At 57.6% G+C, this 23,823-nt stretch carries 25 protein-coding genes and 1 pseudogene; 4 read left to right on the top strand and 22 right to left on the bottom strand.

Annotated elements, in window-relative coordinates; translation table 11 throughout:
* Nucleotides 1–100 precede the first annotated feature (100 nt).
* A complete protein-coding gene (locus A3220_RS02925; protein WP_062373046.1) occupies nucleotides 101–604 on the top strand; it encodes a hypothetical protein in 504 nt (167 codons plus the stop codon).
* A 4-nt stretch (nucleotides 605–608) separates the two neighbouring features.
* On the top strand, nucleotides 609–1,214 hold the full coding sequence (locus tag A3220_RS02920; RefSeq protein WP_062373043.1) for an SCO family protein: 606 nt from the start codon (nucleotides 609–611) through the stop codon (nucleotides 1,212–1,214).
* Nucleotides 1,215–1,253: 39 nt separating this feature from the next.
* Here A3220_RS02920 and A3220_RS02915 read toward each other — a convergent pair whose 3' ends face one another.
* The 7 genes from A3220_RS02915 to A3220_RS02885 all read right to left on the bottom strand — a co-directional run bounded on the left by A3220_RS02915 (nucleotide 1,254) and on the right by A3220_RS02885 (nucleotide 7,644).
* On the bottom strand, nucleotides 1,254–2,321 hold the full coding sequence (locus A3220_RS02915) for a PHB depolymerase family esterase (RefSeq protein WP_084812738.1): 1,068 nt from the start codon (nucleotides 2,319–2,321) through the stop codon (nucleotides 1,254–1,256).
* 3 nt (nucleotides 2,322–2,324) lie between these two features.
* Complete coding sequence (locus A3220_RS02910) at nucleotides 2,325–3,005, bottom strand: FKBP-type peptidyl-prolyl cis-trans isomerase (RefSeq protein WP_054640749.1); 681 nt, start codon at nucleotides 3,003–3,005, stop codon at nucleotides 2,325–2,327.
* Between the two features lie 151 nt (nucleotides 3,006–3,156).
* Nucleotides 3,157–3,600, bottom strand: coding sequence for a universal stress protein (locus A3220_RS02905; protein WP_044629863.1), 444 nt, complete (start codon nucleotides 3,598–3,600; stop codon nucleotides 3,157–3,159).
* A 21-nt stretch (nucleotides 3,601–3,621) separates the two neighbouring features.
* Entirely contained in the window at nucleotides 3,622–4,905 is a 1,284-nt protein-coding gene (locus A3220_RS02900) for a TRAP transporter large permease (protein ID WP_044629862.1), read from the bottom strand.
* Between the two features lie 28 nt (nucleotides 4,906–4,933).
* Nucleotides 4,934–5,512 carry a TRAP transporter small permease gene (locus A3220_RS02895; protein ID WP_044629861.1) on the bottom strand — a complete coding sequence of 193 codons (579 nt, stop codon included), beginning with the start codon at nucleotides 5,510–5,512 and terminating at the stop codon, nucleotides 4,934–4,936.
* A gap of 310 nt (nucleotides 5,513–5,822) precedes the next feature.
* A complete protein-coding gene (dctP, locus tag A3220_RS02890; protein ID WP_054644906.1) occupies nucleotides 5,823–6,872 on the bottom strand; it encodes a TRAP transporter substrate-binding protein DctP in 1,050 nt (349 codons plus the stop codon).
* 199 nt (nucleotides 6,873–7,071) lie between these two features.
* Nucleotides 7,072–7,644, bottom strand: a complete 573-nt coding sequence (locus A3220_RS02885) for a TIGR02444 family protein (RefSeq protein WP_062373040.1) — start codon at nucleotides 7,642–7,644, stop codon at nucleotides 7,072–7,074.
* A gap of 29 nt (nucleotides 7,645–7,673) precedes the next feature.
* Here A3220_RS02885 and A3220_RS02880 point away from each other — a divergent pair, with 29 nt between their 5' ends.
* Entirely contained in the window at nucleotides 7,674–9,620 is a 1,947-nt protein-coding gene (locus A3220_RS02880; protein WP_062373037.1) for an ATP-binding cassette domain-containing protein, read from the top strand.
* 6 nt (nucleotides 9,621–9,626) lie between these two features.
* On the opposite strand, the gene dtd is transcribed toward A3220_RS02880, so the two are convergent.
* From dtd to A3220_RS02840, 8 genes are all read right to left on the bottom strand, one after another.
* The gene (gene dtd / locus A3220_RS02875; protein ID WP_062373034.1) at nucleotides 9,627–10,064 is read right to left on the bottom strand and encodes a D-aminoacyl-tRNA deacylase; all 438 of its coding nucleotides are present in this window, start codon (nucleotides 10,062–10,064) and stop codon (nucleotides 9,627–9,629) included.
* Between the two features lie 319 nt (nucleotides 10,065–10,383).
* A complete protein-coding gene (locus A3220_RS02870) occupies nucleotides 10,384–11,229 on the bottom strand; it encodes a universal stress protein (RefSeq protein WP_062373031.1) in 846 nt (281 codons plus the stop codon).
* Nucleotides 11,230–11,349: 120 nt separating this feature from the next.
* Nucleotides 11,350–12,180 (bottom strand): bifunctional hydroxymethylpyrimidine kinase/phosphomethylpyrimidine kinase, encoded by an 831-nt coding sequence (thiD, locus tag A3220_RS02865; RefSeq protein WP_062373028.1) that lies wholly within the window; start codon nucleotides 12,178–12,180, stop codon nucleotides 11,350–11,352.
* Between the two features lie 323 nt (nucleotides 12,181–12,503).
* Entirely contained in the window at nucleotides 12,504–13,907 is a 1,404-nt protein-coding gene (locus A3220_RS02860; RefSeq protein WP_054644907.1) for a TRAP transporter large permease subunit, read from the bottom strand.
* On the bottom strand, nucleotides 13,907–14,467 hold the full coding sequence (locus A3220_RS02855; protein WP_062359237.1) for a TRAP transporter small permease subunit: 561 nt from the start codon (nucleotides 14,465–14,467) through the stop codon (nucleotides 13,907–13,909). The genes A3220_RS02860 and A3220_RS02855 overlap by 1 nt, the downstream gene beginning before the upstream one ends.
* A 102-nt stretch (nucleotides 14,468–14,569) precedes the next feature.
* Nucleotides 14,570–15,412, bottom strand: a complete 843-nt coding sequence (locus A3220_RS02850) for an endonuclease/exonuclease/phosphatase family protein (protein WP_062373025.1) — start codon at nucleotides 15,410–15,412, stop codon at nucleotides 14,570–14,572.
* Between the two features lie 2 nt (nucleotides 15,413–15,414).
* Nucleotides 15,415–16,047, bottom strand: a complete 633-nt coding sequence (locus A3220_RS02845) for a thiol:disulfide interchange protein DsbA/DsbL (protein WP_044629850.1) — start codon at nucleotides 16,045–16,047, stop codon at nucleotides 15,415–15,417.
* Between the two features lie 116 nt (nucleotides 16,048–16,163).
* Nucleotides 16,164–16,793, bottom strand: coding sequence for a c-type cytochrome (locus tag A3220_RS02840; protein ID WP_044629849.1), 630 nt, complete (start codon nucleotides 16,791–16,793; stop codon nucleotides 16,164–16,166).
* 310 nt (nucleotides 16,794–17,103) lie between these two features.
* Between A3220_RS02840 and yihA the strand changes: the two genes are divergently transcribed.
* Nucleotides 17,104–17,748, top strand: a complete 645-nt coding sequence (gene yihA, locus A3220_RS02835; RefSeq protein ID WP_044629848.1) for a ribosome biogenesis GTP-binding protein YihA/YsxC — start codon at nucleotides 17,104–17,106, stop codon at nucleotides 17,746–17,748.
* A 10-nt stretch (nucleotides 17,749–17,758) separates the two neighbouring features.
* Here yihA and A3220_RS02830 read toward each other — a convergent pair whose 3' ends face one another.
* From A3220_RS02830 to argH, 7 genes and pseudogenes are all read right to left on the bottom strand, one after another.
* Nucleotides 17,759–18,496, bottom strand: coding sequence for an HAD family hydrolase (locus A3220_RS02830; protein ID WP_062373023.1), 738 nt, complete (start codon nucleotides 18,494–18,496; stop codon nucleotides 17,759–17,761).
* Nucleotides 18,497–18,498: 2 nt separating this feature from the next.
* Entirely contained in the window at nucleotides 18,499–19,407 is a 909-nt protein-coding gene (locus A3220_RS02825) for a tyrosine recombinase XerC (RefSeq protein ID WP_062373020.1), read from the bottom strand.
* Nucleotides 19,394–20,116, bottom strand: a complete 723-nt coding sequence (locus A3220_RS02820) for a DUF484 family protein (RefSeq protein WP_054640742.1) — start codon at nucleotides 20,114–20,116, stop codon at nucleotides 19,394–19,396. Before A3220_RS02820 ends, A3220_RS02825 begins: the two co-directional genes overlap by 14 nt.
* Nucleotides 20,117–20,132: 16 nt before the next feature.
* On the bottom strand, nucleotides 20,133–20,966 hold the full coding sequence (gene dapF / locus A3220_RS02815; protein ID WP_044629844.1) for a diaminopimelate epimerase: 834 nt from the start codon (nucleotides 20,964–20,966) through the stop codon (nucleotides 20,133–20,135).
* On the bottom strand, nucleotides 20,966–22,237 hold the full coding sequence (lysA, locus tag A3220_RS02810) for a diaminopimelate decarboxylase (protein ID WP_062373017.1): 1,272 nt from the start codon (nucleotides 22,235–22,237) through the stop codon (nucleotides 20,966–20,968). Before lysA ends, dapF begins: the two co-directional genes overlap by 1 nt.
* On the bottom strand, nucleotides 22,237–22,365 hold the full coding sequence (locus A3220_RS16735; RefSeq protein WP_074211274.1) for a lipoprotein: 129 nt from the start codon (nucleotides 22,363–22,365) through the stop codon (nucleotides 22,237–22,239). The genes lysA and A3220_RS16735 overlap by 1 nt, the downstream gene beginning before the upstream one ends.
* Nucleotides 22,362–23,766 (bottom strand): annotated as a pseudogene (gene argH / locus A3220_RS02805) (argininosuccinate lyase). Before argH ends, A3220_RS16735 begins: the two are co-directional and overlap by 4 nt.
* Between the last annotated feature and the right edge of the window lie 57 nt (nucleotides 23,767–23,823).

Raw genomic sequence — 23,823 nt, 5'->3', positions numbered from 1 at the left:
CATCCCAGCACAGCGACATCTGCGGGATAGCTGTTACCATGAAACGCATACCATGTAATAAATTTCCCCGCCTTATGGCCTGCGTAGCGACTATTCTGCCATGAAGAATTTGCCTAAACCTGTCGATGTTACGGGTTTTCCAGCGCTAAAAGTGCTTATCCTGGTGACTGGCCTCGCGCTGGCTGCGTGCACATGGTACGTGTTCGCTAACTGGCTTCGCGCCGATAGCGATATCGTGTGGTTCTCTCCTAGCGGCGAATGCAACTTGCATATGACTCCCTGTTCGACAACGCTGGGGGACAGAGGCCGTCTTACGTTAGCCATTGATGCCGATGGCCGTATCGAGGCGCTTGAAGTGCTGCCCTTGGATGTCGAGGTGGAGGGCATCACCCCCAGCCAAGTGACGGTGGATTTTGTTGGCCGCGATATGGATATGGGGTTAAACCGCTTTGCGCTTACCACCACTGCGCCCGGACACTTTCATGGCCAGGGCCAAGTGGGCGTTTGCACGCAAGAGGTGATGCCGTGGCGCGCTAGGGTTATTCTGGAGACGCCTGACGGTAAGCTGGGTAGCTGGTTCGATTTCGATGTTAAAAGGAGTTAAGCGCATGGCAGCCTCCATAAAATGCAAGCCGCTTTGGCTTGGCCTAGCCCTGTTAGGCGTGCTAGTGGTGGCGGCCACCCTGGGCCTTTACCAGCTAGGCGTCGGCCAGGAGAGCGACGAACCGCAGGGCGGCCCTATCGCAATGCCCTCTACCCTGGGTGACGTCTCCCTTACCCAGCTAGGCGATGATGAAATTGCCATTATCTCCTTTGGCTACACTTACTGCCCCGATGTCTGCCCCATGAATCAGGCGGTCAAACGCCAAGCCCTGGCTCAATTGAGCGATGCTCAACGTGAGCGGGTTGTGCCTGTCATGATTACGGTCGACCCAGAGCGCGATACGCTCGACCGGATGAGCGAATATATGCAATTCTTCGGCAGTGAGTTTATCGGCTTAGTGGGAAGCCAAGCGCAGCTTACCGATGTGGCTGAGCGTTACGGGGTGATTTGGCGGCGGGTAGAAGCGCCGGAATCGGCCATGGCGTATACCATCGACCACAGCGCTTCGCTGTTTTTGGTCAACCGTGAAGGGGAAATATTGCAGCGGGTGCTCTACTCTCCAACGCCCCACGGGTTAGTATCGGCGCTGGAAAGCGAACTTGGCAGCTAACGCTAAAAGGGGAACCTCAATAAGTTAGCTGCCATGTAGTTACTCAGCCGTTGCGGCTTTGTTAGCAGTTGCCGATTGTAGATGATCCAACATCGCCATCAGCGCCTGTGTCTGGGTGCCATCGCGGGTATCGTGCAGCGGATTGATCTGCCACGTACTCTCGGCAAAGCCCCACCAGTCCCAGCACGCTTGCGGGTTGGCCATGCTGCTCTCTGCCTGTGGGTAAAGTACCACCTGACCATGCTCCGCCGCCCAGCGGTTTAAGCCGCTGTAGCGAACAAAGGTGTCGTCGATGGCCTCCGCGTTCATCTGGCAGCCGTGCAGCGCCACCGTTACCGGGCAGCCGCCCGCCTCACATGCCTCTGGTACGAACACATAACCGGTATCGGCAAAGCCCTTCGCTGCAAAGTCGGACTGGTCAAAAGCTAACAGCTCGCCTTCGCTGGCGTTCGTCTCACGCTCGGGATAGAGCCAAGCCATCATCTCACCGGCCACGTCTTCTCCACACGCCAGCACATGACTGCCGCCGCCGTTGCGACAATCGCCCAAAGACTGCGGGTCAATAGGGGCGTCTTTTGGCATCGCTACCGGCCAGCCGTGCCCGGTGTTTGCCCGTTGAACGTAGCGCAGTTGCTGCTCAGGGCTTTCCAGCCAGCCTTGCCACTGCTGAGCCAGCAGATCTCCTAACGCAGGCGACACCGTCTCGTCCGCATCGCCATGCCACACAAAAGCGCGTAGCTGGCTTAGCGCGTCTTGGCTGCCTACTTGGTCTAATGAAAGATAGCGCTCACGCCGCTGTTCCAGTTCATCCAGCGATGGGAGCCCGCGGCGTGTCATCATGCACTGGTTCAGGGCTAGGCTTAATGCCCCTTGAGCGCACCCCCATGGGCCTGCGGCTAGCATGCCCACACCGCTAAAGCGCTCAGGCCAAGCAACTGCCAACTGAGAGGCCATATAGCCGCCAGAAGAGACTCCTACCACGCTGGCTTGGTCGTTAGCAGCACCCAGCGCAGGTAGGCCGGGTGCCTCTTCCTTGGCGTGGGCAACGGCGCTGCCCAACAGAATAAGCGCAGCCATGAGACGGCGCTGATGAACGGCTATGCCCATGGCTTATTCAATGCCTAGCAGTTCAACGCGGAACGTGAGCATTTCATTCGGGCCAATGGGGCCTTGGCCGCGTTCGCCATACGCAAGATCAGCAGGAATATAGAGCATCCAGCTATCGCCAACGCTCATCAGTTGCAGGGCTTCTTGCCAGCCTTCGATCACTTGGTTGACCTGGAAGCTAACCGACTCACCGCGCTCGAAGGAACTATCAAATACGGTACCGTCGAGCAGCATGCCTTCGTAGTTCACCTCTACGGTGTCTTCTGCGCCGGGCGTTGCGCCGTCGCCAGACTCAAGCACTTCGTACTGCAAGCCAGACTCGGTTACTTCGACTTCATCCCGCTCAGCGTTTTCTGCCAGGAAGTCTTGTCCTTCTTCAAGATTCGTCTGCGCCAGCTCGGCGGCTTGCTGTTCACGCGCCTCCATTGAACTCTCTTGGAAAGCCATTAGCGCTTCCATCATCTCTTCTTCGTTCATCGCCAGCTCGTTGCCATCGAAGACATCGCGCATACCGTCGGTGAACGCATCAATATCGAGATCTTCAATATCTGCCTGCATGCTTTCGCCCAGCGTAACACCCAGGCTGTAAGCCAAGCGCTGCTCGTCGGTTTCCGGGGCGGCGGCGGCAAACGGCGCTACCAGCAGAAGGCCAGTCAACGCGGTAGAAGAGAGTAGTGCTTTCATGGAAAAAACCTTATCCAGCGGCGCAGCGCGCCAAATGTTTTTGGGTGCCTCAAAGACTAACACCCGCCGCTTCAGGCTGCATTACCTGAAACGGCGGGTGTTAGTCAGACCACAATGATGCGTAGAGGTTTAGCCAGTGCTACCGCGTACGTTACACCACCAGCGTTGGGCAGTGGGCGGCCCCGGCAACACGCTGGGACACACTGCCCAGCAGCAGATTTTTCTCACCGTTCGTGCCTTGAGCGCCAATCACAATCAGGTCGCACTCCCGTTTACGGGCAAAGCGTACAATTGTGCGGGAGGGTCGTCCTCCTTTCACAAAGGCACGTACTCGCATGCTATCCGCCCCTAACTCAATGGCGTGGGACTTAGCGTGCACAGCAATTTCCGTGGCGTACTCTTTGAGCGCATCATCGGGGATATCCAGCTTATTGGGGCGCACCATAGAGAGCGACGCTTCCAATAGGCTGTGGTGCTTAAATACGCACAGCAGGTACAGCTCTGCACCAGTGAGCATATGCAGGCCAACGGCTTTCTCTAGCGCTTTGATGGCCCCCTTGGAGCCATCGACCGGGACCAAAATGCGATTAAACATCTGCGTTCTCCTTGTGACTGCTTAACGGAAGGCAACATCACGCAGGAACAGCGCAATTTGCGGGAACATAATCAGCAGCGCCGCCGCCAAAATCAGCATAAAGATAAACGGTGGCGTGCCTTTGATCACCTCCCAGTAGGGGCGCTTAAAGATTGCAATAGCGGTAAAGATATCGCAGCCAAACGGTGGCGTTGCCGAACCTATCGCCACCTGCAAGGTAATCAGAATACCCACCAACACGGGGTCTAGCCCGGTGGCCGCAATCGCCGGTGCAAAGATAGGCGTCAGCACCAGAATAACCACGATAGGGTCAACGAACATACAGGCCACAAAGAACGAAATACAGATAGCGATCAGTACGCCCGTTGGCCCGGCGTCATTCACGCCCACGGCCTCCAGGATAGCCTGGGGTATCTGCGCAAAAGAGATAATCCAGGAGAACCCATTGCCTACGGCCACCAGGATAAATACCACGGCGGTAATCAGGCCAGTGGATTTGGCGATGGCGTAGATATCGCGCATTTTCAGCGAGCGGAACACCACAAACTCTAACAGCACCGCGTACAGCACACAGGCTGCCGCCGCTTCGGTGGGGCTAAAGATACCGCCGTAAATACCACCCACGATAATCACCGGGAAACCCAGCGGCCAGAGCGCTTTTTGCACGGCGGTGGCCCGCTCTTTCCAACTGGCACGCTCTTCGGTAGGAACATCTTTTACGATGGCATAAACGATGCAGTAGGCAGAGAACATAAACAGTATTAACAGGCCCGGCCCAATCCCAGCGATAAACAGCTCGCCAATCGAGGTACCGGAAATCACCCCATAAATAATCATGCCGATGCTGGGTGGGATCAAAAAGGCAATGTCACTGGCATTAATAATCAGCGCCAGCGTAAAGGGATCAGAGTAGCCCGCTTTTAACATCTTCGGACGCAGCGGAGACCCCACAGCCACCACGGTGGCCTGGGTCGAACCCGATACCGCCCCAAACAGCGTACAAGAAGCGGCAGTACTCACCGCCAGCCCACCTTTAATATGGCCAATAAACGACATCACCATATCAATCAGGCGGTTCGCGGATTGCCCACGAGTCATAATATCGGCGGCCAGAATAAACATCGGTACGGCGATCAGCGAGGCAGGGCGAATGCCCGCCATCATCTGCTGAATCAGCGTATCCATTTGGCCAAAGCCGTTAAACATCATATAGAAGCCAATCACCGCGGCGGTGATCAGCGGGATCATCATTGGAAAGCCCAGCAGCAGCAGGGCAATCATGGTGACTACCATTATCGTCGTCATAGCGTTCCCCTAGGGTGCAATCCCTGCTTTACACTTCTGTTTCGGTATCTTTGTAGCCGTCCACAACCCCAGTCGAGAGATACACGTCTCGGGTAGTCAGGTTTTTAATCGCGGTCAGCATGTACTGAATCCCGGTAATCAAAAAGCCCATGGGCACCCAGATATAAATAATCCATACCGGCAAACCTAGCGACGGCAGCACGCGCCCTTTGCTATACAGGTCGAGGATGTACACCACCGAGTAATAAAGTAGGAAAAACATCACCAGCGAGGTGAGGAACGCAATGCCGATCATCAATACTTTACGGCCACCCACCGGCAGCGCATCGTAAATCGCCGACATCCGAATATGACGACCGTGGCGGGCAGCGTAACCAATGCCCGCAAAGGTAATCATGATAATCAAGATACGGTTCAGCTCACCTGAGAACATAATGCTATTGCCGAATACAAAGCGGGCAATCACGTTGGTGACCGTATTCAGCGCCATTAGCAAAACCCCCATCGCCAGTATCACTGACTCGATTTTGCTAATTGCAGTGTCGATCACTCCCAAAAACCCGGGCAAACCGGACCGGTAGCTCTTTTCGGACTCTTCTTCGGTCATGGCCGTTCTCCTTTAAACCCAGCGTGGTCGCTTGCTATCTCAGCGTAGCGACTCTCCCGTCACTGACCACCGAACGGAGTATGTTCGGCCTTGCTTCATTTTGTAGCGTAACGGGTAATGACTCTTTTCGCTTCAACGCTGGATGTACGTAGATTTTTCTGTGTTACGCCGCCGAGGTACACATTTTTTTCGTGGTGGGGCGAGCTGCGCCGATGAACCCACTCACCTGCAGGGCACTTTGGCAACAAAAAAGGGGCAGCGCTGGCTGCCCCTTATGACGTTACTTGATTAACGTAAAAGCGCTAACCCATTAGGAGTCGCTGTTAACGGCTTCAAGGTCCGCCTTGAACTGCTGCAACAGCTCTTCACCGCGATCGCCCGTCATTTCGAGAAACACTTCCTCAACCTGCGGCGCACGATCACGGAACGCTTGGATCTGCTCTTCGTTCAGACGCGTGACGGTGACTTCATCAGACGCTTCCTGAATCTTGGCGAGTGCTTCGTCGGCCAGACCTTTGATGTGCTCAATGGTGTGGTCGTAAGCCGCGTTGGAGGCTTCCTGCACCAGCTCTTTATCTTCGTCAGACAGGCCTTCGTAGAAGTCCTGATTGGCCATCATGGCAGTGGTAAACCAGCCATGGCCGGTAAAGGTCAGGTGCGGAGATACTTCATACAGACCGCCGGACTCGATCCAGAAAATCGGGTTTTCCTGACCATCGATAATACCGGTCTGCAGGCCACCGTAAACTTCACCCCAGGGCAGCGGCGTCGGCGTCGCACCAAAGGCGTCGTAGGTTTCCGACAGCAGCGGGTTGGTCATGGTACGGATTTTCTTATTATCCATATCTTCCGGCGAGCTGATCGGCTCGTCGGTAGTGACTACCATTTCACCCTCTGGGTACATCTTCAGCAGCTCAAGTCCCTGTTCCGCATAAAGCTCCGGGAACATTTCATTGATCGCTTTACTCTCGTCGAAGAATGTTAGAACGGTCTCTTCGTCGGTCGGCAGCAGGTAAGGAATAAAGAAGATCTGGGCTTCTGGAATCAGTGCACCAGTAAAACCAGGCGACTGGTTAACAAACTGGAGAATGCCGTTCTGAGTCTGCTCCATGATGTCATCAGACTCACCCAACTCACCAAAACGGTAAACTTGTACAGAGTGGTCGGAGTTCTCTTCGATGTACTCTTTAAACGCGTAAGCGAACACATCCTGCACGTCGCCTTCGTACTCTTCGTGGGCATAACGCCAGTTATCCGCCTGGGCAGTGGCGCTTAGGCCCAACAGCAGAGCACCTACGCTTGCCGTAGTGATTAATTTGGTGGTAACGGAACGAGTTGAAACTAATTTGCTTGCCTTCATGCAGAGTTCCCCTAGCAGTGGTAAGCGCGCCGTACGAGAGCGCCAGAATCTAATTTTTGTCTATCCCGTGCTGCTTCACTTTCAGGCTCAGCCGCTAACACGCAGAAACGTCATTCGTAACTTTGTATGCATTGCTGTGGGTTAGCGGGCGAAATAAGCGCTGCCAACGCGGGTTGATCAAAAACAGCTTAAATTCAGGCTAACGTGGTGGATCACAGCGGTCAAGCTGGCTTGTCAGGGCCATTAGTGCCGTTTGTGTGTTTTCGCGTACGCGTGACGCTTGCGGCGAACGGTTGTCAAGCGGTGCCGAAAACAGCGTATCTTGCAGCCACTGTGCAACATTGTGCTGGTTTATGCTGCCTTTTATTACACTCACCTCCTGCTCCGATGAGAGTAACGCCCACTGTTGCCAACATTGAAGATTTTCACGTTCGGCTTGAATTTCAGCGGTTTGTAGCGTTTTACGCAGCGTGCTGATGGATTCGCTCTGGGCGGCTTGGGGTTTTAATCCTCGGCGCAGTTGGCGCAGCGGGGCCGTCACCTGCTGCTGCCAGCGGCATCGCTCCTCACGTATCGCCTTCAGTGGGCCGGGTTCAGCAGCTAAGCCATGCTCATAAAGCCAACAGTGAAACAGCAGCTCGCACACATCCACGCCTGCCTCATCTTGCAAGATGAGACAGGCGTGCTCTACGCCAGGCTTTGCATAAAGCGCTAAGGCAAAATCCCACAGCGGCCTCTGCTGCAAGCGCTGCAATCGGTTAGAATCGCGCATTGGTTTACCCACTTTTTTCGGGAGAAAACATGATCGCACTGCGCCAAGTCGCCCTGCAACGGGGCACGCAAACGCTCCTAGAAAACGCCGATCTGACGCTCCATAACGGCGTCAAGGCCGGCATCATTGGAGCCAACGGTGCCGGTAAGTCGAGTCTATTCAAACTCCTGCTGGGCGAGCTGGGCCCGGACCAGGGCGATGTAGAGATGAGCGGTGGCCAGCGGATCGCCCACATGGCCCAGGAAGTGGAGGCGCTGGATCGCCCCATCGTGGAGTACGTGCTGGATGGCGATCACGCATTGCGCAAGGCGCAAGCCGATTTGCTCGCCGCTCGGGAAGCGGGCGATGCCCATCGCGAAGCGGAGCTACACGGGCTGATCGAAACGCTGGATGGCTACACCGCCGAATCCCGCGCGGCCCAGCTACTGGTGGGGCTGGGCTTCGTCCAGTCGGACCTGATGCGCCCGCTTTCAGATTTTTCCGGCGGCTGGCGAATGCGGGTCAATCTTGCCCGTACGCTGTTCATGCCTTCCGACTTGCTGCTGCTCGATGAGCCGACCAACCACCTGGATCTGGACGCCCTGCTGTGGCTAGAGCAGTGGCTCACCCGCTACCCCGGCACGCTGCTGCTGATTTCTCACGACCGCGACTTTCTTGATGCTGTGTGCGATCACATTGTGCATATGCATCACCAAACGCTAGAGCTTTACCGGGGCAACTACTCTCGCTTTGAGCGCACGCGGGCCGAAAAGCTCGCGCTGCAACAGGCTGAAGCGGCCAAGCAGCAGGCCCGCCGTGAAGAGATTGAACGTTTTATTGCCCGCTTTCGCGCTCAGGCAACAAAAGCCAAGCAGGCGCAAAGCCGGGTAAAAATGCTAGAACGCATGGGGGATATCGCCGTCGCCCACACGGACTCCCCTTTCCACTTTACCTTGCCTGCCGCTGATAAAACGTCGCACCCGCTGCTGGTGCTGGACCAAGCCACCCTTGGCTATCGCGGCGAAGCGGGCGATATCGCTCAGTTAGAGAAGGTCAACATTACGCTACTCCCCGGGAGCCGTATCGGCTTATTAGGTCCGAACGGTGCGGGTAAATCGACCCTGATCAAGTCACTCACGGGCGAGCTTGAGCTGTTAGAAGGCAAACGCGTACCCGGTGAACATTTAGCCATTGGTTATTTTGCTCAGCATCAGTTAGAAAGCCTGGACGTGACCACCACGCCCTTTGTGCATGTACAACGCCTCTCTCCCACAGCAAGTGATCAAGAAATTCGCAACTTCCTAGGTGGCTTTGGCTTCAAAGGCGATGACGCCTTTGGCGAGGTGGCCACTTACTCTGGCGGTGAGAAAGCACGCCTGGCACTTGCACTCGTGGCCTGGCAAAAGCCCAACCTGCTGCTGCTCGATGAGCCCACTAACCACTTGGATCTGGAAATGCGCGAAGCGCTGACCGAGGCGCTGGCAAGCTTTGAGGGCACGGTCATCCTGGTCTCGCACGACCGACACCTATTGCGTGCCACGGTGGATGAGTTTTGGCGGGTGGCCGACCACCGGGTTGAGCCCTTCGACGGCGACTTGGAGGATTACCGGGCTTGGCTTAAGGCGCGGTTGGAAGAGAACCGCCGCGACGCCCGTAGCGAAAAGAGCGAACGCCAGAGCCAACAGCCCAGCGGCGACCGTAAAGCCGCCCGCAAAGCAGCAGCGGAGCTGCGCGAAAAGCTGCGCCCTCTGAAAAAAGAGCGCGACCAGGCGGAAAAGAGCATGGAAAAAGCGCAGCAGGCACTTGAGGAAGTAGAAGCGGTACTCGCCGACCCCGAGCTCTACACCGACAGCACCCGCAAGGCAGAGCTGACCCAAGCACTCGCCAAGCAGGCGGAGATTAAAGCGCGCCTGGATGCCGCCGAGCAGACATGGTTCGCTGCAGAAGAGGCGTTAGAGGCCATGGAAGCCGAGCTGCTGGCCAGCGAAAACGCCTGATCAGCCCTAGCTTTCTAGCAAAAAGGTGACCGGCCCATCGTTGACCAGGGCAACCTGCATGTCCGCGCCGAACTGCCCTTCCGCAATATGGGGCCAAGCGGCGCGGGCCTGACTTACCAGATAGTTAAACAGCCGCTCCCCCTCGTCGGGCGGGGCGGCGCTGGAGAAGCTAGGGCGTAGACCCTTGCGGGTATCGGCAACGAGCGTGAACTGTGATACCAGCAGCAGCCCACCCTGGGCCTGCTGCAGGTTATGGTTCATCTTGCCCGCCTCGTCACTAAACACGCGGTAGTGAAGCAGCTTATGCAGTAACTTATCGGCATCCACCTCGCTGTCACCTTTCTCCACCCCCACCAGTGCCAGCAGCCCATGGCCGATGGCACCGACGCTGTTGCCTTCCACCGTGACACTGGCGCTCTTAACCCGTTGAATCAGTGCTTTCACGCTTGCCCCTTCGTCCGTTCATTAGGCGCTGTTGAAAGGGCAGAGTGTAAACGCAGGTGAGTGCTGACCCAAGCGAGTTCAATTTCAGCCTGGCAAACTCGGCGCTGCTATCTTCATAGAGCGTTTCGCCATTGAGCGCGAGACGCAGCTGCTAGCCGCGTTACTGGGCGCTACGCTCGTCACGACCAGTGCCGCTGCTAGCAGCTGCGTACTCTTTGTTGGTTTGGGTAACACTATGCATAGCTATACACACACAACCAGCTCATAAAGGCTCCATACAACCACTCGATTGAGGAGTCATTGCGCCGCCACAAAGCCTTTACCAAGGCCGACAGAGCATCACATCGCAGTGGGGCTCACTGAGCAGCATTTCGGTTAGCGGATTAGGTTGGTGTGGTCGACTGCGGCTGCCTAACATGACCAAATCTGGCGAGTGCCGTTTAACATAGTCATGCAGCACATCGCAGGGCTGGCCCGGCTCTAGCGCAAGCTCAATGTCCGGCACGCCATCCAACTCCCGCAGCAGGCTCTCGACTTCGTTATCCAGCGCTTCCCGCAGGCGACTGACCTCGTGGTCACGCCACTGGGCGTAGAATGCTTGATTCCCCAGCTCCAATTCGCCGGGCAGGCTCCAGGCGTGTAGAAGCGTTAGCTTGGCCTCAGGAAAGCGAATCAGCGCTTCTTTCAGGGTCTGCCGAGCCGTCAGCGAGAAGTCGATAGGCACCACAATATGTTGCCACGGCTGAGTAGGCAGGTAAGACGCCACCACCACGGGGCACGGCGCGCTACGCAAAATACGCATCATGGTGGTGCCGTAAAGCAGGTCTTTTTGACCACGTTTGCGGTGCATACCCAGCACGATGAGCGACGCCTGACGCTCGTGGGCTTCCCTCACGATTTCTACATGAGGCTCCCCAACCACCGTTTGAATCATCAGCGATGGCAGTTCCAAGGCGTAATCTTCGCGCAGGTCGGTGAGCATCGCGCTAATATCGTCGTTTACCGCGAGTTCCAGGTCATGGAGCATGCGATGCGGAAGGTAAGGGTCAAGCACGTGAAGGGTATCAAGCTGCGCGCCCTGCTGATGGGCTAAGCGCAGCGCGCGGGCAAAGGCCGCGCGGTTTTCCTGGGAGAGGTCGGTGGCAAACAGCAGCGTGCGGGACATGGGCAGCTCCTTGGCCGAACAGTTCAGCCTAGTAGGCAAACAAACGGGCACCCTTCAGCATGGTGCCCGTTGGCTTATCCCGCAAGGAGACTCTGCGGCCGCAACGCAACGGCCATGAAGTTACCACCAAGCATGGAAGTGGTGTACTGGGCCTCGCCCTTTGCCAACACTTAAGCGGTGGCTCGCAGCCAGGGCACTATGAAGCCACTGTTTGGCCTCCGTAATCGCCTGCTCGGGGGCCTCTACCCCGGCATCTTCCGGCAACTTGGCCAAGCAAGCCGTAATAGCGGATGACAGCGCGCAGCCCGTGCCGTGAAGATTTTCAGTGGCAATGCGTGAGGCGGGCAGCCACTGATGACCGTTAGGGGTCGCCAGCAGATCCGGGCAGGTATCACCCCGTAAGTGGCCGCCTTTCAGCACCACATAGGGCGCGCCTAGCCCCACCAGCTTGGGCAGCAGTGCTTCCATCTCGTCCAGGCTGGCGGGCGATGGGGAATCGAGCAGCACGGCGGCTTCCGGCAGGTTAGGAGTAATCACATCCGCTAACGGCACTAAAATCTCTTTTACGGCGCGAATACCCGCGTCATCCACCAGGATGTCACCGCTCTTCGCCACCATCACCGGGTCGAGCACGATCCAACGCGGGCGCTGCTGGCGCAGTACATCGGCAATCACTTCGGCCACATCGCGGCTGGCTACCATGCCGATTTTCACCGCATCAATGGTCACATCGCTTAACAGGTGTTCAAGTTGCTCACGAATTGCCTGTGGGGAAACCGGATACACCGAGGCCACGCCACAGGTGTTCTGGGCAATCACCGCAGTGATGACATTTGTGCCATACACACCCAGGGCAGAAAACGTCTTTAAATCGCCCTGCAGCCCAGCACCACCGGAAGGGTCGGAGCCTGCAATGGTGAGCACATTACGAAGGCGGGATTCGGTAGACATAGCGCTCCTTACGAGACAGAACAGTATATGCCCTAGGATACCCAAGCGGTGGCGCTTACGCTGCTTTAATCGCAACCCTAGCCTGCCTATAACAAAATGGCCGCCCGAAGGCGGCCATGGTAAGGGTACTGCGCTACACCTGTTACTGCGAGGTGTCACCTTCCGGGTTACGGGCGTTGTAGTACGCCTGCTCGGAAATCGCGTGGTAATCTTCTACTTTATCCTGGAAGCAAGCCATTATGTGCTCTGCAGCTTGGCTGCTTTTGGTTAAGGTTGCCACTCCCTTGCGTTGATAGCAGGGTTATTTTTCAACTCAGAACACATTAGAACTGGGTCGGGAGCCATGTTGCCAGCTGCGGGAAAAACGTTAGCAGCAACAGCATGCCTAACTGCATCAAGATAAATGGCACCACACCGCGATAAATCGCCGAGGTAGGCACCGATGGCGGTGCCACGCCGCGCAGATAAAACAGTGCGAAGCCGAACGGCGGGGTCAGGAACGAGGTCTGCAGGTTAATGGCGATCATGATACCCAGCCAGATCGGATCTAATCCCATAGCCAGCAGAATCGGCCCGACAATCGGCACCACCACAAAGGTGATTTCGATAAAGTCGAGGATAAAGCCCAGCAGGAAGATTACCAGCATGACAACGATCGTCGCGCCCACCACGCCCCCAGGCATGCCTTCAAACAGCTCGGTGACCATGTGCTCACCGCCGTAGGCACGGAACACTAACGAAAATAGCGCCGCACCGATCAGAATCAGAAACACCATGGTGGTTACATGGGTGGTAGAGCGCAGCACCTCTTTCAGGGTGGCCCAGTCCAACTGGCGATAGGCCAACGCCAGCACCAGCGCACCAAAGGCACCCACGGCCGAGGCTTCGGTGGGCGTGGCAAAGCCGCTCAGAATAGAGCCCAGCACCGCCACAATCAGCACTACTGGCGGCACCAAGCCTTTGAGCAACAGGATGCCTAACCCCGAGGTGTGGCCAAGCTCTGCCATCAGCTCTTCGCGGTCAGCCGCGGGCGCCATGCTGGGGCGGAAAAACGCCACCAAACCCACGTAGATCATGTACATGACGACGAGAATCAGGCCCGGCCCCAGCGCGCCCATAAACAGATCGCCAACCGAGACCGTTTTCGGGCTGAAGATCCCCATATCCAGCTGTGCTTGCTGATATGCAGAAGAGAGCACGTCGCCCAGCAGTACCAGGGCGATGGAAGGCGGAATAATCTGACCAAGCGTACCGGTAGCGCAGATGGTACCGGTGGCAAGAGAGGTGCTGTAGCCACGCTTAAGCATAGTGGGCAGTGACATCAGGCCCATGGTCACCACTGTGGCACCCACGATGCCCGTGGAGGCAGCCATCAACATGCCCACCAGCGTGACCGAAATACCTAAGCCACCGCGTATGGAGCCAAACAGCAGCGCCATGGCATCCAGCAGCGTTTCGGCCACTTTTGACTTCTCTAGCAGCACGCCCATTAACACAAACAGCGGCACCGCCAGGAGTGTCTGGTTGGTCATAATGCCGTAGAGCCGGTTCGGCAGGGCGGCAAGGTAGCCACTATCAAAATTGGCATCAATACCAACGGCTTCCAGGCCTAGCCCCATGCCAGCAAACAGCAGCGCGGTTCCCGCTAGCGAAAGCGCCACAGGAAAGCCGAACATCAACACGATACAGATGGCGGCAAACAGAATAAGCGGCATAAATTCGAGCATCAAACACGCTCCTCAAGGTGATTTTCATCGGCGGCTGGCGGCGTTATCCGCCCGGTGAAGATATAGCCATTGCGCACTACTTCAATCAGGCCTTGAATAATCATCAATAAGGCAAAAACTGGAATGAGCGTTTTCAGTGCGTATACAGCGGGGATGCCACCGTAATCTGAGGAGGTTTCCATGATGCGCCAGGAGTTAGCGACGTAGCCATAGCTTGACGCGATGACAAACACCATCACCGGAATCAAGAGCAGGAGGATGCCCAGGATATTTACGAGTGCTTGTCGGCGGGGTGTCATGCCTCGATAAAAAATATCGACGCGCACGTGGCCATCGTGGCGAAAGGTGTAAGCAGCAGCGAGCATGAAGACGCTGGCGTGCATGTACATCACCAGCTCTTGCATAAAAATGCTATTCACACTGAACATATAACGAAGCAGTACAATCGCGAACTGAATCAACATCATAATGATGATCAGCCACGCAAGGGTACGCCCGAACCACTCCGAAGCGCGGTCCAGCGCACCAATAAACGCAGGTAGTTGTGTTGTGTCCGACATGGAAGTGTCTCGCGTAAAACGACTAAGGGGGGTCAGCGGCCCAGACAATAGCGCATATACGCAGACAATGCAGCGCCCGACAAGCGTTCTGCGAGCTTCTTGTTAAACGCTTGGTTGAATCGCCGCGAGACACGCCGCTGGCAGCGGCAAATCAACTGCAATCGGCAGGTGGTCAGAGAACAGGTGATCCAGCACGCGCACATCGGCCGCTTCAAGGGTTTGCGAGAGTAGAATATGGTCCAACGCGCGGCGCGGCTGCCACGATGGATAGCTAAGCAGCGGCTTGACCGGGTGTAGCGGCAATGACGTACTAAACCGCTCGTGAGCATGGAGCTGCTCAGGCGTACAATTTAAATCGCCCATCATCACCACATGGCGCAACGGCTCAATAATATCGCTTAAATAATTGAGCTGGCGCACACGGCCACGGTGGCTAAGCGCCAAATGCGCCACAAAAATATGCAGGGCATCAGGGCCTTCGCCGTAGCGCACGTGAATAGCGCCGCGTCCAGGCAACATTCCAGGCAGCCGGTGCTCTTCAATATGGCTAGGGGTTAAACGTGAAAGTAGACCATTACTATGCTGTGCAAAATGGCCTAGGTTACGATTAAGTTGCTGGAAGTAGTGAGGAAACTTGGCCTGGGCGGCTAAGTACTCCACCTGATTCACACGGCTGGAGCGAAAGCTTCCACCATCCACCTCCTGCAGCCCCACCACGTCAAACTGCTCTAATACGCCACCTACCAGCGCTAAACGCTTAAGCCGCTGAGGATTAGGCAGCACGTGCTGCCAGCTCCGCGTGAGATAGTGGTGGTAGGCTGAGGTTTGAATGCCCACCTGCAAATTAAATGTTAGCAGCCGGATATGACCACGCTCAACCAGCGCGGAGGTGGACGGGGACGCAGGCGAACGTGTCTGTCCGCCTGTGTGGCCGTGCTCAAGCACCGTTATTGTGTGCGCTCGCTGCGAACTTTTTCGATCAACGCGTCAGCGATTTGCGGCATGTTTTCCAAGCTGCCTGCCGACTGCGGTGACACTACATAGCGGCCATCCACAATCAGCGCAGGAACCCCCATCAGGCGCATTTCACGCATACGGCTGTTGGCCTTATTGACCTCACTACGCACGCTAAAGGCGGTGAGCGCCTGTTTGGCTTCCTCTTCGCTAACGCCGTAATCAGAGAAGAATTCCGCAATCTTGTCAGCGTCGGTCAGTGAACGGCCATCCTGGTGAATCGCATCGAAGAAATCCGCATGCAGCTCCTCTTCAATACCCAGCGATTTGGCCGCATAGAAGGCCGTGGCATGGGTGTTCCAGTCACCGCCCATGGTCGCTGGCATTTTGACAATGCTGACATCGTCATCCAGGGTTTCGTACCACTCGTTTACTGGCGTTTGCAGCCGGTAGCAGTGCGGGCAGCCAAACCAGAACGCTTCGGTCACTTCAATCTGATCTTCGTCTACCTGGGTCGCCACTGGCGATTCAAGCAACGTGTAGTGCTGACCTTCTACCAGCTCCTGGGCACTTACCGCAGCAGACAGGCCAAGACCAGCAAGCGCGACCATCAACGTTTTCAACATAACGAGCACTCTCCAAATAAGCGGCCAACAAAAGTGAACCTGTGACCGTTAGTGTGTCAGACAGGTTCCCCACTCTGTTGATGTTTCACAGAATGGGGAGGCCAACAGTGGGGGAATTAGTTCAAGCCCAGTACATAGTTGGCTACAGCTTCCATATCCTGGTCACTCATTTTGGAAGCGATATCGCCCATCAGGTTGTTCGGGCTATTGGTACGTTCACCCGATGCAAATGCCTGCAGCGTAGAGATGGTATATTCCGCATGCTGACCAGAAAGAGCCGGATACACAGCGCTACCAATACCTACCCCGGTGGGAGTGTGGCAAGCGCTACAGGCGGGAATGCCTTTGGACATATCGCCTGCGCGGTAAAGCTCTTCACCGCGGGCCAGCAGCTCAGCATCTTCATCGCTGGTTTGGCCGAGGTTGGCATCTTGGCCTGCAAAGTGTGCTGCCACATCCCAAGCATCTTGGTCGGAGTAGTCATCGACTAACCCTGCCATCTGCGGGACCACGCGATTGCCATCACGGATATCCATGATTTGCTTGGCGAGGTAGGACATTTGCTGCCCTGCCAGGTTGGGGAAAGTACCCACTGCGCTGATACCTTGCTGGCCATGGCAGGCTGCACAGGTTTGGGCGAGTTCACGTCCTGCCGCTGCGTCAGCGTCGGCTTGAAGGTCCGCTTGGGCGTGGGCGGTGCCAACGGCACCCATGGTAATTGCCAGGCTTGCCAGTAACTTTCTCATTGCTAATCCACTATGCCGTTTGATTATTGACTGGTACGCACCCTGGGCGCTGCCCAGGTTCAGCACATTACCAGGGTCAGCTCCGCCAAAACGAACAACAATGTCGTGTTGGTCGCTGCTGGCTAAAGCGCGATGGTACACTAGCGCCCCAGGTCGCAGTTATAAACCGCTTGCATTATAACGAATCACCCTAGCGGCGGGAATGCAAGTCCAGGTCTGCTTTTGGGGTAATTCGTCGCGGTACCGCTCTCTCTCACACTAGGGTTGGCCAGCGGGCCGTGTTATACGTTTGTTTTTCAGGATTAATTCCATGTCTACCCCCCATGATAGCCCAGTCCCTCGGCTGAACTACCCCACGGCGCGTTTTATGATCAGCGCGCCAACCCTGGCACTGTGTCCTGACGATACCGGTGCAGAAGTAGCGTTTGCCGGACGCTCAAATGCCGGTAAATCCAGCGCCATTAACGCGCTAACCCAGCAAAATGCGCTGGCGCGCACCTCGCGCACCCCGGGCCGAACCCAGCTCATCAACTTCTTCACTGTGATGAACGACGAGTCGCGCCGCTTGGTGGATCTACCCGGCTATGGCTACGCCAAAGTGCCTGAAGCGGTCAAAATCGAGTGGCAAAAGCATCTTTCTGACTACCTGCGCGGCCGTTTTAGCCTGCGTGGTTTAGTGCTGCTTATGGACGTGCGCCACCCGCTGACCGAGTTCGACCAAATGATGCTCGACTATGCTGACCAGCGCGGGATGCCGGTGCATATTCTGCTGACCAAAGCCGACAAACTGAAGCGTGGTCCAGCCAGCGCCGCCCTGCAGAAAGTGCGCTCCCGCTTAAAAGAGTGGGAAGACCTCGTATCGGTACAGCTGTTTTCATCGCTGAAACGCGACGGGGTCGATACCCTTTCCCAAAAACTAGACCAGTGGCTGCACACTCCAGAAGACGCCCGTTAATAGGCGTGGTCTAGGCGCGTTTTTCCAGCCACTCAATCAGCTCCGGTAGCTCTTTGACATGAGCAACACGGTGCACCCGCTCGGGCAGCGTTTGGTCGCCGCATTCAGCCACCCAGGCGGCATGCATACCCAGTTGCTGGGCGGGAAGCACATCCTCATTCCAGGAGTCGCCCACGTGCATGGCGCGCTGCGGTACGGTATTCAGTCGCTCCAGCGCGGTGAGAAAAGGCTTGGGGTCAGGCTTGGGAGCCAGCAGCTCTCCAGCGGCAATCGCTACCGGAAAGTGGGCCGCCAATGGCTGGCGCTTAAGGTGAATATTGCCGTTGGTAATCGCCGCTAGCCGATAGCGCTCGGCAAGCGCCGATAGCAGCCCAGCAGCCTCTGGGTGCGGCGTGACCTGCACCCGCAGGCGGTGGAACTCATTCATTGCCGCAGCGGCCCATAACAGCGCAGCGCTGCGTGGCAAACCGCTGGTTTCCAATTGGGCCTCCAACGCTCGTAGCCTTAGCCAGGTAAAGTCACCTCGCCGTTCAGGCACTTGGCTTGCCCACTGCTGGCGGCGCTTCAGGTAATCCGCTACGCCCTCATCATACGTTAACGGTAGCGGCGCCTCTTGACGGGCAGCACGCCATGCTGTCAGCGCTTCCAGCAGCCAGCGGTAATGGCCCTCTTCGGTTTTCAGCATGACGCCCTGGTTGTCCCATAGGGTGTCGTCCAAATCAAAGGTGATGGCGTCTAACGTGACCATGATTAACTCTCACTGGGGCGGCGTTTGGCACGCGGGTGGGCGGCATCGTAACTGTCTGCCAAGTGCTGCCAATCCAGCCGCGTATACACTTGAGTAGTGGATAGATTGGCATGACCAAGCAACTCCTGCACGGCACGCAGATCCTGGCTAGATTCCAGCAGGTGGCTGGCAAAAGAGTGGCGCAGGCGGTGGGGGTGAAGATGTTCGGGCAGGCCGCGCACCACCGAGAGCTGTGCTAAGCGTTTCTGGATCGCTCGATGCCCCAACCGCTGCCCCCGCTGCCCGACGAACAGCGCCGTTTCAGCGCTGGCCGCCAAACTGGCCCGGCAGGTGAGCCACGCGGTGAGTGCCTGCTGGGCACGCCGTCCCACCGGCACTTGGCGGGGCTTGCTGCCCTTACCCATCACCCGCACATGATTGGCCGTTAAGTGGCTCATATCCAGCGCCGCCAGCTCGGCTAAGCGCAGGCCGCTGGAGTAGAAAAGCTCCAGCATGGCTTGGTCGCGAAGCGCCAGCGGCGAGCCGTCGTGGGGCGTATCCAGAAAGCGCGCCAGCGCATCCACATCCAGCGGTCTGGGCAGATGACTGGGCTGCTTAGGGGTGCGCAGTAGGCTGACCGGGTTATCTGCCAACACGCGATGCTGCACTAGCGCATCGGCAAAGCGAGATAGCGCCGCACGTCGGCGGGCTAGGCTTCTCGGTGCCAGCCCCCGGCTACGTTCAGCGCCTAAAAAGGCTCTCGCCAGCGCCGTGTCCAGCGCGCTGGCCTGAGTGATGCCACGCTGTTCGGCAAACTGGCAAAAGGCGGATAAATCCTGACGATAGGCCGCCACCGTGGCCGGGCTGGCATGGGTGGCTAGCTGCGCTAAGTAGTTAGTGACCGTGTCTGCCAGCAAGCTATCGCTGTCCATGCGGCTCCGATCCCAACCGCAGCAGTAGGCGCGCGACAATATCGCCCAGGTACTCGGTAAACAGCGTATCCATACTGGCGCGGTAACATTCAGGGTCGGGGCTAGCGAGCAGCAAATAACCCAGCTGCTCCCCCGCCGAGAGACGCGTAATCGCACAGGAACCCGCTTTACGGGGTGCTTTGGTATGGGGCAGTAGGCACTTCCAATCGCTGACGCTCAGCTTGGCGCAGCGACTGGTGCGGCCATCCAGCAGCGCCGCCAAGCGAGCGCTGGCGTGCTGGTCGAGAATATGGCGTGGCGGCTGGGGTGGCGTGGACTCTGCATCGCTTAACGACGCGGGACACCATAGGGCCATCGCCGGGGTTTGAAAGCGCTCGTTAAGCTGAGTCGCCAGCGCTTGGGCCAGGGCATCACGGTCTTCCGCTTCAACTAAGCTGAGCAGCGTTTCCCGCAGGCGACGGTACTGAGCCTCGTTATGACGAGCGGTTTCCAGCAAATGCTCAAGCCGCCCTTCCGCCGTTTCAGCTCGCTGGCGCAGGTCGATCACCAGCCGCTCCAGCAGCGACACAGCACCATCGATATTCGGGTGGGGCACTTTGAGCTGCTGCAGCAGCCCTTCACGGCCAATAAAAAAATCGGGGTGACGGGCCAGCCAAAACGCTACTTGGTCAGGGTCGAGCGTTTTGCGCGGCTCAGGAGCTTGAGACATCGCCGTTCTCCTCGCATTAGTTGAGTGATACCCGACCATCAAACACCCGGGTAGCAGGGCCCACCATGACGAGTGACGCTTCGGGGTCAGGCCACTCGATACTGAGCTGCCCGCCGGGCAAGTGCACTTTCACTGGGCTCTTCAGAAGCCCCTGACGAATCCCACTGGCCACCGCCGCACAGGCACCGGTGCCGCAGGCCAGGGTTTCACCGCTGCCACGCTCGAACACCCGCAGACGAATCTCGCTGGGCGAGACCACCTGCATGAAGCCGACGTTGACCCGCTTGGGAAACCGAGGATGCGACTCCAACAGCGGCCCCAAGCGCTCCACCGGGGCGCTATCCACGCTCTCTACCTGGAGGACAGCATGGGGATTGCCCATGGAGACCACGCCAAGCTGCAGCGTTTCACCGCCTACATCTATCTCATGCAGCGGTTGATCACCCGGCGCTTCAAACGGCAGCGTCGCCGGGTTGAAGCGCGGCCTACCCATATCGACCCGTACCATGCCATCGTGCTGAACATTGAGCACCAGCGGGCCACCGGCGGTTTCCACATGGATTTCATGCTTGTGGGTTAAACGCTGGTCGCGCACAAAGCGGGCAAAGCAGCGCGCGCCGTTGCCACAGTTCTCCACTTCGCTGCCGTCGGCGTTGTAGATACGGTAGCGAAAGTCCATGTCCGGGTCGCGGGGCGGCTCGACGATCAGCAGTTGGTCAAAGCCAATGCCAAAGCGCCGGTCCGCCAGTTGGCGGATCTGCTCGTCCCGCAGGCGCGCCCGCTGAGTGACCAGGTCCACCACCATGAAGTCGTTGCCCAGGCCGTGCATTTTGGTGAAGTGCAGCAGCATCAGCGCGCCCCTTCCGGCAGCAGCGCCTCACCGGCCCACAGGCTTTCCAGCGTTTCCCGAGCGCGCACCACGTGGTACGTGTCGCCATCCACCATCACCTCTGGCGGGCGCGGGCGGCTGTTGTAGTTCGACGTCATCACAAAACCGTAAGCTCCGGCGGAGCGCACCGCCAACAGATCGCCTTCGGCGATAGCAAGCTCACGCTCTTTACCCAGGAAGTCACCGGTTTCACACACAGGGCCGACCACGTCGTAGGTGGCGCTCTCACGAGGCTGGCGGGTATCCACCGGCACAATCGCCTGCCACGCCTGATACAGCGCCGGACGAATCAGGTCGTTCATGGCCGCATCGACAATGGCAAAGTTCTTGGTCTCGCCGGGTTTCAAGAACTCTACCCGGGTGAGCATCAGCCCGGCGTTGGCCGCAATAGAGCGACCCGGCTCAAACAGCAGCGTGAGCTTTTCGCCGCCTTCCCAGCGGGAGAGGCGCGCCAGCAGTTGGCTAGCGTAATCGAACGGTTGGGGTGGCTTCTCGTCACGGTAGGGCACGCCTAAGCCGCCGCCTAAATCCAGATGGTCGATCTCGATGTCCCGCTCGCGAAGGCGCTCCATCAGCACCAACAGGCGCTCCAGGGCATCTAGAAACGGCGCGGTTTCGGTGAGCTGCGAGCCGATATGGCAATCCAGGCCCGTCACACGCAGGTTTGGCAAGCTGGCAGCCAGTTGGTACACCTCCAGCGCGTCATCCACCGGAATGCCAAACTTGTTATCTTTCAGGCCGGTAGAGATATAAGGGTGAGTGCCCGCATCCACATCAGGATTGACGCGCAGCGAGACCGGAGCGATTTTCCCCAGCTCACCTGCCACGGCATTCAGGCGCTCAAGCTCTGGGCGCGACTCGACGTTAAAGCATTTGATGCCGACTTCTAGCGCCCGCGCCATTTCATGGGGCTGCTTAGCCACGCCAGAAAACACCACTTTGGCGGGGTCGCCGCCCGCTTTTAGCACCCGCTCAAGCTCACCCACGGAGACAATATCAAACCCGGCCCCCATGCGGGCCAAAAGGCCCAGCACGGCAAGGTTAGAGTTGGCTTTCACCGCGTAGCAGATTAAGTGCGAGTGGCCACCCAAGGCTTCGGTGTAGGCGCGAAAATGGCGCTCAAAGGTCGCTTTTGAGTAGACATAGCAGGGCGTGCCCAGCTCGGCGGCCAGCTGCGTTAGCGGCACATCTTCGGCGTAGAGCACGCCATCGCGGTAGTTAAAGTGATCCATTACCCCTCCTGCTCGGCGGCCGAATCATTGGTATCGTCAGGCAGATAAAGTGGCCCCTTTTGACCACAGCCAACAAGCAGCAATGCGGCCATCAGCAGCGCGCTAAGTGTGATTGCACTGCGTTTCATGACGCACCTTTCAGGGCTGCCAGCGCTTCTCGCGCACGGTTTGCAGCGGCGCGCACTTGGTCAGGCGCCGTGCCGCCAATGTGGTTGCGGGCAGCGACCGAGCCTTCCAGCGTCAGCACTTCAAATACGTCCTGCTCAATGATATCGGAGAACTGCTGGAGCTCTTCGAGGGTCATTTCAGAGAGGTCTTTCTTGGTTTTCAGGCCGTAGGCCACGGAGAGACCCACGATCTCGTGAGCATCACGGAAGGCCACGCCTTTACGCACCAGGTAATCCGCCAGGTCTGTGGCGGTGGAGAAGCCGCGCCGCGCCGCTTCGTACATGCTCTCTTTCTTCGGCTCAATGGCAGGCACCATGTCCGCAAAGGCTTTCAGACAGTCGCGCACGGTGTCGACGGCGTCGAACAGCGGCTCTTTGTCTTCCTGGTTGTCCTTGTTGTAGGCCAGCGGCTGCGACTTCATCAGCGTCAGCAGCGCCATCAGATGGCCATACACACGGCCGGTTTTACCGCGCACCAGCTCAGGCACGTCGGGGTTTTTTTTTCTGCGGCATAATGGAGGAGCCGGTGCAGAAGCGGTCGGGCAGGTCGATGAAGTTGAACTGCGCACTGGTCCACAGCACGAGCTCTTCGCTCATCCGCGACAGGTGCATAAGCAGGATGCTGGCGAAGCTGGTGAATTCAATTGCAAAATCACGATCTGACACGGCGTCCAGCGAGTTTTCTGCCGGGCGATCAAAGCCGAGCAGCTCAGCGGTCACGTGGCGGTCAATGGGGTAGGTCGTGCCCGCCAGCGCCGCGGAGCCCAGCGGCATCACATTCACCCGTTTACGGCAATCCAGCAGGCGCTCGTGATCGCGGGCCAGCATTTCCTGCCACGCCAGCAGATGATGGCCGAAGGTGACCGGCTGTGCCGTCTGCAGGTGGGTGAAGCCGGGCATGATGGTGTCGGCTTCCCGCTCGGCAAGCTCAATCATGCCGTCACGCAGACGGGTCAGCTCCGCTTCGATCACGTCGATTTCATCGCGCATGAACAGGCGAATGTCGGTGGCCACTTGGTCGTTGCGCGAGCGGCCAGTGTGTAGCTTCTTGCCAGTAATGCCGATTTTATCGGTCAGGCGCGCTTCGATGTTCATGTGCACGTCTTCCAGCGGTACCGACCACTGGAACTCACCGCGATCAATCTCGCCCTGAATCTCGGTCAGGCCGTTAATAATGGCGTCGCGCTCCTCTTCGGTGAGCACGCCCACCCGCGCCAGCATGGTGGCATGGGCAATCGAGCCCTGAATATCCTGGCGCGCTAGGCGCTGGTCGAAGTTCACAGACGCGGTAAAGCGTGCAACAAAAGCATCGGTGGGCTCGCTGAAGCGACCGCCCCAAGACTGGTTCGTAGCTTGGCTCATCGGAGAGATATCCTGCTGACAAATCTAATGGAGTCGTTAAAAGAAAGTGTACCAGAG

It is taken from the genome of Halomonas sp. KX33721 (assembly GCF_001596805.1).
GTDB classification, from domain to species: domain Bacteria; phylum Pseudomonadota; class Gammaproteobacteria; order Pseudomonadales; family Halomonadaceae; genus Vreelandella; species Vreelandella aquamarina.
Note: the sequence above shows the minus strand (reverse complement) of the source record. Positions and strands in the feature narration are given on the sequence as shown.

What these genes read in the sequence shown, in the direction of transcription:
- lysA (WP_062373017.1), bottom strand. Translation starts at nt 22,237, where the DNA reads ATGGATCACTTTAACTACCGCGATGGCGTGCTCTACGCCGAAGATGTG.
- yihA (WP_044629848.1), top strand. Translation starts at nt 17,104, where the DNA reads ATGTCTACCCCCCATGATAGCCCAGTCCCTCGGCTGAACTACCCCACG.
- A3220_RS02825 (WP_062373020.1), bottom strand. Translation starts at nt 19,407, where the DNA reads ATGGACAGCGATAGCTTGCTGGCAGACACGGTCACTAACTACTTAGCG.
- dctP (WP_054644906.1), bottom strand. Translation starts at nt 6,872, where the DNA reads ATGAAGGCAAGCAAATTAGTTTCAACTCGTTCCGTTACCACCAAATTA.
- A3220_RS02905 (WP_044629863.1), bottom strand. Translation starts at nt 3,600, where the DNA reads ATGTTTAATCGCATTTTGGTCCCGGTCGATGGCTCCAAGGGGGCCATC.
- A3220_RS16735 (WP_074211274.1), bottom strand. Translation starts at nt 22,365, where the DNA reads ATGAAACGCAGTGCAATCACACTTAGCGCGCTGCTGATGGCCGCATTG.
- A3220_RS02900 (WP_044629862.1), bottom strand. Translation starts at nt 4,905, where the DNA reads ATGACGACGATAATGGTAGTCACCATGATTGCCCTGCTGCTGCTGGGC.
- A3220_RS02860 (WP_054644907.1), bottom strand. Translation starts at nt 13,907, where the DNA reads ATGCTCGAATTTATGCCGCTTATTCTGTTTGCCGCCATCTGTATCGTG.
- A3220_RS02915 (WP_084812738.1), bottom strand. Translation starts at nt 2,321, where the DNA reads ATGGGCATAGCCGTTCATCAGCGCCGTCTCATGGCTGCGCTTATTCTG.
- A3220_RS02925 (WP_062373046.1), top strand. Translation starts at nt 101, where the DNA reads ATGAAGAATTTGCCTAAACCTGTCGATGTTACGGGTTTTCCAGCGCTA.
- A3220_RS02840 (WP_044629849.1), bottom strand. Translation starts at nt 16,793, where the DNA reads ATGAGAAAGTTACTGGCAAGCCTGGCAATTACCATGGGTGCCGTTGGC.
- A3220_RS02870 (WP_062373031.1), bottom strand. Translation starts at nt 11,229, where the DNA reads ATGTCCCGCACGCTGCTGTTTGCCACCGACCTCTCCCAGGAAAACCGC.
- A3220_RS02920 (WP_062373043.1), top strand. Translation starts at nt 609, where the DNA reads ATGGCAGCCTCCATAAAATGCAAGCCGCTTTGGCTTGGCCTAGCCCTG.
- A3220_RS02880 (WP_062373037.1), top strand. Translation starts at nt 7,674, where the DNA reads ATGATCGCACTGCGCCAAGTCGCCCTGCAACGGGGCACGCAAACGCTC.
- A3220_RS02820 (WP_054640742.1), bottom strand. Translation starts at nt 20,116, where the DNA reads ATGTCTCAAGCTCCTGAGCCGCGCAAAACGCTCGACCCTGACCAAGTA.
- A3220_RS02885 (WP_062373040.1), bottom strand. Translation starts at nt 7,644, where the DNA reads ATGCGCGATTCTAACCGATTGCAGCGCTTGCAGCAGAGGCCGCTGTGG.
- A3220_RS02855 (WP_062359237.1), bottom strand. Translation starts at nt 14,467, where the DNA reads ATGTCGGACACAACACAACTACCTGCGTTTATTGGTGCGCTGGACCGC.
- A3220_RS02830 (WP_062373023.1), bottom strand. Translation starts at nt 18,496, where the DNA reads ATGGTCACGTTAGACGCCATCACCTTTGATTTGGACGACACCCTATGG.
- thiD (WP_062373028.1), bottom strand. Translation starts at nt 12,180, where the DNA reads ATGTCTACCGAATCCCGCCTTCGTAATGTGCTCACCATTGCAGGCTCC.
- A3220_RS02910 (WP_054640749.1), bottom strand. Translation starts at nt 3,005, where the DNA reads ATGAAAGCACTACTCTCTTCTACCGCGTTGACTGGCCTTCTGCTGGTA.
- dapF (WP_044629844.1), bottom strand. Translation starts at nt 20,966, where the DNA reads ATGCTGCTGCACTTCACCAAAATGCACGGCCTGGGCAACGACTTCATG.
- A3220_RS02895 (WP_044629861.1), bottom strand. Translation starts at nt 5,512, where the DNA reads ATGACCGAAGAAGAGTCCGAAAAGAGCTACCGGTCCGGTTTGCCCGGG.
- A3220_RS02845 (WP_044629850.1), bottom strand. Translation starts at nt 16,047, where the DNA reads ATGTTGAAAACGTTGATGGTCGCGCTTGCTGGTCTTGGCCTGTCTGCT.